This is a genomic window from Leisingera sp. ANG59, assembly GCF_013317235.1.
Taxonomy (GTDB): Bacteria; Pseudomonadota; Alphaproteobacteria; order Rhodobacterales; family Rhodobacteraceae; genus Leisingera.
The window spans coordinates 42094-53833 of the sequence record NZ_WLCM01000030.1; the positions used below are offsets into that span (position 1 = coordinate 42094).

An 11740-nucleotide genomic window follows, 5' to 3' on the forward strand; every position below is an offset into this window, starting at 1 on the left:
ACGGAGGGGCGCGGCATATGAGACAGCAGCTGGCCGGGCTTCTTGCGATTGCCGCGCTGGCCTGCGGCTGGGCGCAGGCGGGGCAGGCCCGCTGTGCGGATCATGTGCCGCAGCCCAAGCCGCAGAACGCCTCGCGCGATATCGTCGGTCAGGATCTTGAGACTATCCTCGAACGCGGTTTCATCACCTTTGCGGCCTATGAGGATTTTCCCCCCTGGTCCTATCAGGAGGCGGGCCGCATCAAAGGCGCCGACATCGACCTGGCCCGGCTGATTGCGGCGGAGCTGGGGGCCGAGGCCCGGTTCACGCTGGTTGCGGCGGGCGAGACGCTGGATGCGGACCTGCGCAACTGGATCTGGAAGGGGCCGGTCGTGGGCGGCAGCGTGGCCAACGTCATGCTGCATGTGCCCTATTACAGCGAATTTGCCTGCCGGGTCGAACAGGTGGTGTTCACCGGCCAGTACCATGTCGAGGAGGTGGCCATCGCCTACCGCCGGGACGCCTATCCCGAAGACCCGCCGGTGCCGGCCTATTTCCGCTTCGACAGCGTCGCGGTGGAGAACGACTCGATTGCCGATTTCTACCTCTCGTCCTTTCCGGGCGGCCAGCTGAGCGGCAATATCCGCCGCTATCCGACGGCGGCAGCGGCCATGGCGGGCCTGGACCGGGCCGAGACCAAGGCGGCGATGGGGCCGCTGGCGCAGCTAGAGGCCGGGCTGACCGCGCAGACAGCCGTTCACACGCCGCCGCTGCCCGGGTTTTCCGCAGGCACCTGGACCGCCGGTGTGGCGGTTCATTTTTCCTATCGCCCGCTTGCTTATGCGGTGGAGGACGCCATTGCCGCCGCGCTGCAGGACGGCCGGATTGCTGCCATCTTTGCGGCCCACGGCCTGAGCCACCGGCCGCCGCAGCTGCGCTGATCCTGTCTACCCCAGTGTTTTCACGCTGCCATCCGGCGCCAGCAGGGTGGCACTGGCGCCGCCCGGAAAGCGCGCCAGCGCGGCGGTGATTTCCTCTTCATTCATCAGGCAGAAGGCGGTGGAGGCCGCATCGGCCAGCGCGGCGCTGGCGGCCTCGGTGCTGACGGTGGCCCACTGCGGCCGGCGGTCGAGGGCGGGGTGCAGGATATGCGCGGCACCCCGCAGCTGCAGGGCACCGGGGCTGGAGGTGGCGATGGCGCCACCGGTCAGGCTGCGGGCGGCAAAGACGCCTCGCTCCGGGTCGGCCAGGCCGATACGGAACGGGCCGCCAAGTGCCGCAAACTCCCCGGCATTGACCAGAACCCGATCCAGCCCCAGGCGGTTAAGTGCTGCGCGGACCATGTCGGTGGCAAAGCCCTGGGCAATGCCATTGAAGGTCAGCGCCTGGCCCGGTGCCAGCCGGATCGCCTGTTCTGTCACGGACAACTTGTGCCAGCCGGTGAGGCGGGCAGCCCTGCTGATGCCGTCTCCGCGCGCAAGGGCCTGCCACAGCGGCTGCACTGTGGGGTCGAATACGCCTGCCGTTGCAGCGTGCACCAGGGTGCAGAGCCGGGCCAGATGCAAAAACGGCGGCGGCGGGTTTTTCAGAAACCCGGTCCGGTTCAGCCGGGACAGGGCAGACGCCGGATCATAAAGGCTGAACAGTTGTTCGGCCTGCCGCAGCTGCGACAGCGCGGCAGCAATTGCCCGGTCTGCCAGGCGCGGCGGCGCGTAGATGGTCAGGCGCGCCTCCGCGCCGAAGGCAGACCCGCGCCAGGTAACGGGCGCGGCCCGCGCCGCCGGCGCCGCTGCGCCAAGCGCGGCAGCAGAGATTGCCAGGAACCGGCGGCGGGTCAGTTGTGCGCTCATTCCGCGGCCTCCAGATGTTGTTTCCGGCGCGCCGCCAGGATCAGCGGCACGCAGCGGGCTGGATCGTCGTGGATTGACACGCAGTCGAGGCAGCCGAAGCATTCGTCATAGCGGACCACGCCGGATGGCCCGATCGCGCCATAGGCGCATTTCACCCGGCACAGCTGGCAGGGGCTGCCGCAGGCGGCGCGCCGGGCAATCCAGTTGCGCTGTCGCAGCAGCCCGCCAGCCGCCATGGCCGCGCCCAGCGGGCACAGATAGCGGCAAAAGGGCTTGAACAGCACCAGACCCGCCGCCAGCCAGAAGACCGCATAGGCGGTGAAATACCACTCGCGCAGGAAGTAGGTGGTGATCGCGGTCTTGAAGGGTTCGACCTCGGCCGCGGTGTCCACATGTTCCGGCGCCAGGAAAACCAGCGATACCAGCCCGGCCAGCACCCCGTACTTGAGGTATCTGAGCCGCCCGTCCCAGGCCGGCGGAAGGGCGGTCCGCGGCAGACCCAGCCTGCGGCCAAGATGGTGCGCGAATTCCTGCAGCGCGCCGAACGGGCACAGCCAGCCGCAGAACAGGGCCCGCCCCCACAGGACAAGCCCGAGGATGGCAAAGCCCCAGAGCAGCAGCGAAAACGGGTCATAGGCAAGAAAGGCAAAGCTGCCGCCCTCGGCCGCGGCGCGCAAAACGCCCAGAACGGTGACGATGGACAGCTGGCCCTGGCCCCACCAGCCGGCAAACAGGGTGACAGCTGCCAGCACTGCGAGCCGCAGCGGGGTCAGGGCCTCGCGGGCGGCGATCCGGCCTTGGCGCAGCAGCAGCGCGGCGGTCAGCGTGGTCAGTAGCAGCGCCAGCAGGGTCAGGTCGGTGCTGCGGCTGCGCAGCGCCTCCAGCCAGGGCGGCATCGGTGCCGGGGCCTCGTCGCGCAGGAAAAACCGTTCGGGGGTCCGGTGCGTGACAGGAAATTCCACGGTGCCTGTCTCGGGCTGGAACATGCCGTGCGCGCGCACCGCCTGGGCGTGCAGGGTCCACTCCCGCGCTGGATCAAAGCCGAGGCGGCGGTCGGCCCGCAGGATCATCGCCGTGCCTTCGTGCAACGGGCCGGGCAGATCCGGCGACAGATCCACCAGCAGGTCGCTGTCCCGCAGCGCCACCGGCAGGCCGTTCTGGGTGGCAAACACCCGGTCCGGCGCGGTGTTGCGGATGAATTCCGGGCTAACCAGCCCGTGGCGGCCGGTCTCGACCAGCAACAGCGGCTCATCATCGGGGGAGATCGCCAGGAAATCCTGCAGCTCATTGTAACCGTCGCGAGAGAGGACCGCCTGCGCAATTGAAGGCGGGCCGAGGTCGATAATCCAGAGATCCAGATAGGGCGCCTCAGGGTGTTGCTGCCCCTCCGGATCGTCATCCGCCCACAGGGTGCCGGCAAAGGCCGCATCAACCTCCGCGTTGGAGACAGTGGCGCGGGCGGCCAGTCCCTGATCCGCCAAGGCCACCCAGTCCAGCGGCTCGCTGTGGTCCGGGTCAGGCCGGGCCGGGGGCGTGGTGATGACGCCGTGCATCTTCTCGCGCGCGACCGCCAGCGCTGCCGCCATCACCGAGTCATGCGCGATCCGTACTGACGCGGTCGCCTTGCTGACCCCGTCGAGATAGACCAGGGATGAGCCGGAACCGGTCTCTCCGTAGGGGGTGCCGACGGTGATCGCCGAAAAGACCGACAGGCCGGGGTACTGCTCGAAGAACTTGTGGAACGGGGCAGGGCCAAGCCCGGAGACAAAGACCGGCTCGTTATGGTTGATCAGCCGGACATCCAGAAATTTGCCGTTCAGTTCCATGAGCACCAGCATGTTGACCGGCGCCCCCGAAAACCCGGGCAGCGGGGCCAGGGGTTCGGTTTCAAAGGCATAGCCTGCCTCCGCCCCGCCGGAGTTGAGCAGCGTGTAGACGCCCTTGCCGTTCACCGGCTCCCCCAGGGAGAACGGCGGCATGATCAGGGCGCTGATCTCCTCGCGCGGCAAGGGTGACGCTGACAACGCACCAGCCGCAAGCAGCCAGGCCTGAATCAGAAGTATGGATAGGAGCGCGCGCATGTTCGGAAGTCTGCCGGGGGCAGCGCCAGCGTGCCATTGGACCAAAGTCTGAGGCCGCGCAATGACCCTGTCCCTACGACCAAAGGCCAATACCGGGGCCGGGGACGGGGGGCTAGGCTGACGGGATTAGAGCCAGCAAAGGAGGATGAAATGGCCTGGTCTGCCCCGAAACTGAAAGAAATCAACTGCGGCATGGAAATCAACATGTACTCCCCGTCCGAGGACGAGGGCCGCGAATACGAACCCGATCTGTTCTGATCGCGAAACAGGAAAACGGCCATGCGGTTTCTGGTTCTTGGTGCGGCAGCGGGCGGCGGCCTGCCGCAATGGAATTGCGGCTGCCGGAATTGCCGGGACGCGCGTCTCGGCAGGATCGCTTCCGCCACCCAGTCCTCATTGGCCGTGACACTGGACGGGCAGAACTGGGCGGTTTTGAACACCTCTCCCGATATCCGTGTTCAGCTGCAGAACTGCCCGCCCATGCACCCGCAATCGCTGCGCCACAGCCCACTGCGCGCGGTGCTGCTGACCAATGGCGACATTGACCACATCGCGGGTTTGCTGTCCTTGCGGGAACAGTCGCCTTTCAGCCTGTTCGCCACGGCGGGGCTGCTGGAATTGCTGGCGGCGAACCCGGTGTTCAACGCGCTTCCTACGGCTGTCGGCCGCCATCCGGTGCGGCTGAGCGAAGGTTTCGAGCTGCTTCCGGGGCTGCAGGCAACGGTTTTTCCGGTGCCGGGCAAGGTGCCGCTGTTCATGGAGGACGGGCAGGTGCAGACGGATGTGATGGGGGAACAGACGGTTGGCGTCCGGCTGAGCGACGGTGCGAAAACCGCCTATTACATCCCCGGCTGCTCCGGTGTGTCGGGCGGCCTGCTGGAGATGCTGTCGGATGCCGATCAGATCTTCTTTGACGGCACGCTCTGGCACGACGAGGAGATGATCCAGAGCGGGACGGGCAGCAAGACCGGCCAGCGGATGGGGCATATCTCCATCAGCGGCACCGAGGGCTCGATCGCCGGTTTGCAGGCCGTGGATGCCGCCAAGACGTTCATTCACATCAACAACACCAACCCCGTCTGGCAGCCTGGCAGCGCCGAGCGCGCGCAGGTGCTGGCCGCCGGGTGGACAATTGCAGAGGATGGAATGGAGATCGCGCTATGAATGCACACACCCGGAATACGTCTGCGAGCGGGCCCCTGGAGGCCCGTCTGCGCGCCATCGGCGTCGCCCGTTACCACGACAAACATCCGTTCCATCACAGGTTGCACGGCGGCGAATGCTCGCCCGATCAGGTCCGCGCCTGGGTGATCAACCGCTGGGCCTACCAGGCGGCGATCCCGATGAAGGATGCTGCCTTTCTGTCCCGCTGCGCTGATCCCGCCATGCGCAGGGTCTGGCGCAGCCGGATCGAGGACCATGACGGCGGCATCAGCGAGGGCGGCGGCATCCGCCGCTGGCTGCGGCTGGCCGAAGCGGTCGGGCTTGACCCGGACTACGTGGCCTCTGGCCGCGGGGTTCTGCCGGCCACCCGGTTCGCTGTCGATGCCTATATCCGCTATGTGCGCGACATGCCGCTGCTGCAGGCGGTGGCCTCGTCGCTGACGGAACTGTTTGCGCCTGCCATCCACGAACAGCGGATCGAAGGCCTGCTGCAGCACTACGACTTTGCCAACACTGCCAGCCTGTCCTATTTCCGCAAACGGCTGACCGAAGCGCCGAAGGATGTGAAATTCGGCCTGGCCTGGGTTCTGGAAAACGCAGACACCCCCGAAAAAGAAGACGCCGCCTGCGCGGCGCTGATCTTCAAGACCGATGTTCTGTGGGCGCAGCTGGATGCGCTTTGGGGCGCCTATGTGGAGCCGGGGCGGATCCCGCCGGGCGCATGGCAGCCGGGGGAGGGAATGGCATGAAGCTGGCGCTGGCCCCCTCCGACCGTCCCTTTCTGCCGCGCGGCGTGCGCCTGGCGGCGGACAAGGTGCGGGGCGGCACGGTGCTGCTGTGCCCGGAAAAGGCCATTGCGCTGGACGCCATAGGCGAGGCGATCCTGTCGCGGGTGGATGGCAGCACATCGTTCAAGGAGATTGTTGCCGGTCTGGCGGCAGCCTACGATGCGCCGGCAGAGCAGATCGCCGGGGATGTGCAGCGCTTTCTGGCTGGCCTGCGGGCGCGGATGTATCTGGCGGTGCGGCCATGACCGTGCCTCCGCCAATCGCGATGCTGGCCGAGCTGACGCACCGCTGCCCGCTGGCCTGCCCCTATTGCTCCAACCCGCAGGACCTGCTGGGCCGCGAGGCGGAGATGACAACCGGCGAATGGGCGGATGCCTTCCGCCAGGCTGCGGAGCTGGGCGTCCTGCAATTGCACCTGTCCGGCGGCGAGCCCGCCGCGCGCCCGGATCTGGCAGAGCTCACCGCGGCGGCACAGGGCTGCGGCCTGTATACCAATCTGATCACCAGCGGTATCGGCCTGACGCCCAGGCGGCTGGATGCCCTGGAGGCAGCGGGGCTGGACCATATCCAGCTGTCCCTGCAGGGCACGAGCGCCGGGCTTGCCGATTGGATCGGCGGCTACAAGGGCGGATTTGACCGCAAGGTGAAGATCGCGGCGGAGATCAAGGCCCGGGGAATTCCCCTGACGCTGAACGCCGTCATGCACCGGCACAATCTGGACGATCTGGAATGCACCATCGAAATGGCTGTCGAAATGGGCGCCCGGCGGCTCGAAGTGGCCTGCGTGCAGTTCCACGGCTGGGCGTCCCGCAACCGGGCCCAGCTGCTGCCAACGCACGCGCAGACAGAGGCCGCCAAACGCATCGTCGCAGAGGCAGAGCAGCGGCTGCGCGGTGTGCTGGCCTTCGACTTCGTGCCGCCGGACTATTATGCGGATTATCCCAAGGCCTGCATGGGCGGCTGGGGCACGGCCGGGCTGAACATCGCGCCGGACGGCACCGTGCTGCCCTGCCACGCGGCCCAGACCATCCCGCACCTGGACTTTGACAACGTCCGCAGCAAACCACTGGCGACGATCTGGTACGAGGGCGCGGCATTCAATGCCTATAGGGGCACAGGTTGGCTGCCGCAGCCTTGCCGCAGCTGCGACCGCAAGGAAAGTGATTTCGGCGGCTGCCGCTGCCAGGCGCTGGCTCTGGCCGGGGACGCAAGCGCAGCCGACCCCGTGTGCCGCAAGTCGCCCCGGCACCAAGCCGTGCTTGACCTGCTTGAGGCGGGAAGCACCGGCGACAGCGGCGGCTTTGTCTACCGGCGTGCCGCTGGCTGAGGAAACCGGCACCGGCTGAACGACCACTCCCAGCTTAGCGTAGGATTCCACACTCTTTCGCAAACGCTCCTTTCCAGTCTGCTGCCATAGTCATGATGCCTGTCTCAATTTGATGATCTGCAGAACAGCAGAAGGTTAAAAATCCCAGTCTTCATCCTCGGTCGCAACCGCCTTGCCGATCACATAAGAAGAGCCGGAGCCGGAAAAAAAGTCGTGGTTTTCGCTGTCGGGGCTGAGAGCGGCGAGGATGGCCGGGTTCACCTCTGAGACCTCGGGCGGAAACAGGGCTTCAAACCCGAGGTTCTGCAGCGCCTTGTTGGCGTTGTAATGCAGAAAGACCTTCACGTCCTCGGTCAGGCCGATTTCGTCATACAACTCTTCGGTGTACTGATTTTCGATGCCGTAAAGCTCGAACATCAGGCCGAAGGCATAATCTTTCAGCTCCTGCCGGCGGGCCTCGTCAAGCTGCTCGTAACCGCGCTGGAACTTGTAGCCGATGTAATAGCCATGCACCGCCTCGTCGCGGATGATCAGGCGGATCAGATCGGCGGTGTTGGTCAGCTTGGCGCGGCTGGACCAGTACATCGGCAGGTAGAAGCCGGAGTAGAACAGGAAGCTTTCCAGGAACACCGATGCGATCTTGCGCTTCAGCGGGTCGTTGCCGGGCGCGTAGGTGTCCAGGACCGCCTTGGCCTTGGCCTGCAGATGCGGGTTTTCCTCGGACCAGCGGAACGCCTCGTCGATCTCCCTGGTCGAGCACAGCGTCGAGAAGATCGAGGAATAGCTGCGCGCATGCACCGCCTCCATGAAGGCGATGTTGGTCAGCACCGCCTCTTCGTGCGGGGTGATGGCATCGGGCATCAGCGCCGGCGCGCCGACCGTGTTCTGGATGGTGTCCAGCAGGGTCAGCCCGGTGAAGACGCGGATGGTCAGCTGCTTTTCGGGACCGGTCAGGGTGGCCCAGCTTTGGATGTCATTGGACAGCGGGACTTTCTCGGGCAGCCAGAAGTTCACCGTCAGGCGGTTCCAGACCTCCAGGTCCTTGTCGTCCTCCAGCCGGTTCCAGTTGATGGCGCGCGGGATGCGGGTTGCGGTCATGTCTTTCATCGTCTTTCTCCGCTCACAGCGTGCAGGATACGCAGCCCTGAACCTCGGTGCCCTCCAGGGCCTCCTGGCGCAGCCGCACGTAGTAGATGGTCTTGATGCCTTTTTTCCAGGCGTAGATCTGGGCGCGGTTGATGTCGCGGGTGGTGGCATCTGCCGGGAAGAACAGGGTCAGCGACAGGCCCTGGTCCACATGTTCGGTGGCAGCAGCATAGGTGTCGATCAGCGCCTCGGCGCCGATTTCATAGGCGTCGCGGTAGTATTCCAGGTTCTCATTGTTCATGAAGGCGGCCGGGTAGTAGACGCGGCCGATCTTGCCTTCCTTGCGGATCTCGATCTTGGATACAATCGGGTGGATCGAAGAGGTCGAGTTGTTGATATAGGAGATCGAGCCGGTCGGCGGCACCGCCTGCAGGTTCCGGTTGAACATGCCGTGTTTCATCACATCCGCTTTCAGCGCTAACCAGTCGTCGCGGGTGGGCAGGGAGATGCCGTCAAACAGTGCCTGCACGCGCTCGCTTTCCGGCAGCCAGTCGCGGTCAGTGTATTTGTCAAAGAACGTGCCGGAGGCATAGCCTGACGCCTCAAAGCCTTTGAAGGTGGCCTTGCGCTCCTGCGCCAGATCGCAGGAGGTGCGGATCGCGTGGTAGGCCACGGCGGCGAAGTAGACCGAGGTGAATTCGACACCCTCAGGACTGCCATAGTGAATATGCTCGCGGGCCAGGAAGCCGTGCAGGTTCATCTGGCCGAGACCGATGGCGTGGCTTTCGTCATTGCCGCGGCGCACGGACGGCACCGAGTCGATGGCCGACAATTCCGACACCGCAGTCAGTGCCCGGATGGCAGCTCCGACGGTGCGGCCAAGATCCTTGCCGTCCATGGTCCTGGCGATGTTGAGCGAGCCGAGGTTGCAGGAGATGTCAGTGCCCAAATGGCTGTAGCTCAGATCATGGTTGAACTCCGATGCCTCGTTGACCTGCAGGATCTCGGAGCACAGGTTCGACATGTTGATGCGCCCGTCAATCGGGTTCATCCGGTTCACCGTGTCCTCGAACATCACGTAGGGGTAGCCGGATTCAAATTGGATCTCGGCAATGGTCTGGAAGAACTCGCGCGCGTTGACCTTGGACTTGCGGATGCGCTTGTCGTCGACCATCTCGGCGTACTTTTCGGTGACCGGGATTTCCGAGAACGGCACGCCGTAGATCTTCTCGACGTCATGCGGCGAGAACAGATACATGTCGGCGTTTTTCTTGGCGAGCTCAAAGGTGATGTCGGGGATCACCACGCCCAAGGAGAGGGTCTTGATGCGGATTTTCTCGTCGGCGTTTTCGCGCTTGGTGTCAAGGAACCGCATGATGTCTGGATGGTGGGCGTTCAGATAGACCGCCCCGGCGCCTTGCCGCGCTCCCAGCTGGTTGGCGTAGGAGAAACTGTCCTCCAGCAGCTTCATCACCGGGATGACGCCGGAGGACTGGTTTTCAATGCCTTTGATCGGCGCGCCGTGTTCCCGGATGTTGGTCAGCAGCAGCGCCACGCCGCCGCCGCGTTTGGACAGTTGCAGAGCGGAGTTGATGCCGCGGCCGATGCTTTCCATGTTGTCTTCGAGCCGCAGCAGGAAGCAGGAGATCAGCTCGCCACGGGATTGCTTACCGGCATTGAGGAAAGTGGGAGTGGCGGGCTGGAAGCGGCCTGCCAGCATTTCCTCCATGAAGGACATTGCCAGCGCCTCATCCCCGCGCGCCAGCGCCAGGGCGGTCATCACCACGCGGTCCTCGTAGCGTTCCAGGTAGCGCTGCCCGTCGCGGGTCTTGAGCGTGTAGGACGTGTAGTATTTGAAAGCGCCCAGGAAGGTTGGGAAGCGGAACTTCCTGGCGTAGGCTGCGTCCCAGATTTCGCGCATGAAGTTCTTGGTGTACTGATCCAGAACCGCTTCTTCATAATACCCTTCGGCCACAAGATAGCCGAGCTTTTCATCCAGCGAGTGGAAGAAGACAGTATTCTGGTTCACATGCTGCAGAAAATACTGGCGCGCCGCCATGCGGTCGGCGTCAAAGCGGATGTTGCCGTCTGCATCATACAGGTTCAGCATCGCGTTCAGCGCGTGGTAGTCCAGTTCATTCAAGGAACTGTCGAGCATGTCTTTCTCCCCAGGGTTTCCAGCCCAGCCCGCACGCGGGCAATATCTGTTTCGGTGCCAGCCAGCTCAAATGTATACAGCAGCGGCACCTTGCATTTTTGCGAAATGATGCGGCCGGCCAGGGCATAGGTCGCACCAAAGTTGCGGTTGCCGGTTCCGATCACCCCGGTCAGCCGGGCGCGGCGGGCCGGGTCATTCAGGAAGTGGATCACCTGTTTCGGCACTGCGCCGCGGCCTTCGCCATCGGCATAGGTCGGGCAGATCAGGACGAATGGCTTATCCGGCACGGGAAACCCTGCGCCCTCTTCAACAGGAATGCGCGATGCATCCGCACCAAGGCGTGCCACGAAACGCTGCGTGTTTCCCGATTTCGAAGAGAAGTAGACGAGCCCCGGCAGCCCGCCGGTCACTTAGGACGCCAGACGGGCGATCATGTCGGGGCGGAAACCGGACCAGTGGTCGGCACCGGCGACAACCACCGGAGCCTGGCGGTAGCCCAGCTCGGTCACATGGGAGAGCGCGGCATTGTCCTCGGTCAGATCCACAACGTCATAGCTGATGCCCTTGGCATCCAGCGCACGGGTGGTGGCGGTGCATTGCACACAGGCGGGTTTGGAATACACGGTAATGCTCATCTGTCCTCTGTCTCTCTTGTTCAAAGCCGAGGACGCAATGGACGGATACCGCCCAAAGCACGCCCCCGAACCCTCCGTTCGCGGTCATCATCATTCGCGCTGCGGCAGGTCTCCTGACTCGCGGATCAATGCTTGGGCCGGCCTTCCCGAAAGCTCGCTTTCAGTGGCGTAGTCAGCCTAGCTCACCGCTTACAGTTGCGGGGGCAGTGCCGGATTTCCACCGGCTTCCCTCTTAGCTTCCGACGGGAATCGGAAGAACCGAAGCTACACGATATTGGTGTTTGAAGGGGTGCGTTGTCAATATATAGCTTTCGAAGCCACGGTTTTTCGTGGTCGCTACAGGTCCCTTCCTGAACCTCTGAAACCTACATCGCAGCTCGCCAAGACGCAATCCAATCGAGGACTTCCCCCTGCGATCAACAGCGAGGCGTCTTTAATGTGAATCGGCGTGCAAAATTGACCCACTTTGGTGGGTTATGAGCGAGTAAAATTGACCCACCTGTTTTCGTTAACATCCGCACTAAAAGTGCGGAGGAAAGAGCAGGTGTTACTGATGGAAAGCGTGTCGAAGATCCGACGATGGGTATTGGTTGAGGGACGCAGCATCCGGTCTGTTGCGCGGGCGACGGGATTATCGCGGAACACGATCAAGAAGTATCTGAAGGATGAGAG

The 11740-nt window shown here is 64.2% G+C and carries 13 protein-coding genes and 1 riboswitch; of the genes, 7 read left to right on the top strand and 6 right to left on the bottom strand.

The window, feature by feature from the left end; translation table 11 throughout:
* Positions 1–17 precede the first annotated feature (17 nt).
* Positions 18–920 carry an ABC transporter substrate-binding protein gene (locus GKC28_RS19775; RefSeq protein WP_174148720.1) on the top strand — a complete coding sequence of 301 codons (903 nt, stop codon included), beginning with the start codon at positions 18–20 and terminating at the stop codon, positions 918–920.
* Between the two features lie 6 nt (positions 921–926).
* Here the strand turns inward: GKC28_RS19775 and GKC28_RS19780 are convergent, their stop codons facing one another.
* Both GKC28_RS19780 and GKC28_RS19785 read right to left on the bottom strand, forming a co-directional pair.
* Complete coding sequence (locus GKC28_RS19780; protein ID WP_174148721.1) at positions 927–1829, bottom strand: FAD:protein FMN transferase; 903 nt, start codon at positions 1827–1829, stop codon at positions 927–929.
* Positions 1826–3910: a 4Fe-4S binding protein gene (locus GKC28_RS19785; RefSeq protein WP_174148722.1), complete on the bottom strand. Its 2085-nt coding sequence runs from the start codon at positions 3908–3910 to the stop codon at positions 1826–1828. Before GKC28_RS19785 ends, GKC28_RS19780 begins: the two co-directional genes overlap by 4 nt.
* A gap of 150 nt (positions 3911–4060) precedes the next feature.
* Here GKC28_RS19785 and pqqA point away from each other — a divergent pair, with 150 nt between their 5' ends.
* The 5 genes from pqqA to pqqE are packed head-to-tail and all read left to right on the top strand — an operon-like array spanning position 4061 to position 7189.
* Positions 4061–4168, top strand: coding sequence for a pyrroloquinoline quinone precursor peptide PqqA (pqqA, locus tag GKC28_RS19790; protein WP_027236494.1), 108 nt, complete (start codon positions 4061–4063; stop codon positions 4166–4168).
* A gap of 21 nt (positions 4169–4189) precedes the next feature.
* Entirely contained in the window at positions 4190–5074 is an 885-nt protein-coding gene (pqqB, locus tag GKC28_RS19795; protein ID WP_174148723.1) for a pyrroloquinoline quinone biosynthesis protein PqqB, read from the top strand.
* Positions 5071–5823 carry a pyrroloquinoline-quinone synthase PqqC gene (gene pqqC, locus GKC28_RS19800; RefSeq protein WP_174148724.1) on the top strand — a complete coding sequence of 251 codons (753 nt, stop codon included), beginning with the start codon at positions 5071–5073 and terminating at the stop codon, positions 5821–5823. The genes pqqB and pqqC overlap by 4 nt, the downstream gene beginning before the upstream one ends.
* Complete coding sequence (gene pqqD, locus GKC28_RS19805) at positions 5820–6107, top strand: pyrroloquinoline quinone biosynthesis peptide chaperone PqqD (protein WP_174148725.1); 288 nt, start codon at positions 5820–5822, stop codon at positions 6105–6107. The genes pqqC and pqqD overlap by 4 nt, the downstream gene beginning before the upstream one ends.
* Positions 6104–7189 (top strand): pyrroloquinoline quinone biosynthesis protein PqqE, encoded by a 1086-nt coding sequence (gene pqqE, locus GKC28_RS19810; RefSeq protein ID WP_174148726.1) that lies wholly within the window; start codon positions 6104–6106, stop codon positions 7187–7189. Before pqqD ends, pqqE begins: the two co-directional genes overlap by 4 nt.
* A 135-nt stretch (positions 7190–7324) precedes the next feature.
* Here the strand turns inward: pqqE and nrdF are convergent, their stop codons facing one another.
* From nrdF to nrdH, 4 genes are read right to left on the bottom strand one after another with little or no spacing between them, the layout of a single operon-like run.
* Entirely contained in the window at positions 7325–8296 is a 972-nt protein-coding gene (gene nrdF, locus GKC28_RS19815) for a class 1b ribonucleoside-diphosphate reductase subunit beta (RefSeq protein WP_174148727.1), read from the bottom strand.
* Between the two features lie 13 nt (positions 8297–8309).
* The gene (gene nrdE / locus GKC28_RS19820) at positions 8310–10433 is read right to left on the bottom strand and encodes a class 1b ribonucleoside-diphosphate reductase subunit alpha (protein WP_174148728.1); all 2124 of its coding nucleotides are present in this window, start codon (positions 10431–10433) and stop codon (positions 8310–8312) included.
* Complete coding sequence (nrdI, locus tag GKC28_RS19825; protein ID WP_174148733.1) at positions 10415–10831, bottom strand: class Ib ribonucleoside-diphosphate reductase assembly flavoprotein NrdI; 417 nt, start codon at positions 10829–10831, stop codon at positions 10415–10417. The genes nrdE and nrdI overlap by 19 nt, the downstream gene beginning before the upstream one ends.
* A gap of 12 nt (positions 10832–10843) precedes the next feature.
* Entirely contained in the window at positions 10844–11068 is a 225-nt protein-coding gene (nrdH, locus tag GKC28_RS19830) for a glutaredoxin-like protein NrdH (protein ID WP_174148729.1), read from the bottom strand.
* Positions 11069–11153: 85 nt separating this feature from the next.
* Positions 11154–11346: riboswitch (cobalamin riboswitch) on the bottom strand.
* Between the two features lie 266 nt (positions 11347–11612).
* Here nrdH and GKC28_RS26505 point away from each other — a divergent pair.
* The coding region (locus GKC28_RS26505; protein ID WP_368041152.1) for a helix-turn-helix domain-containing protein at positions 11613–11740 on the top strand (128 nt) is incomplete at its 3' end.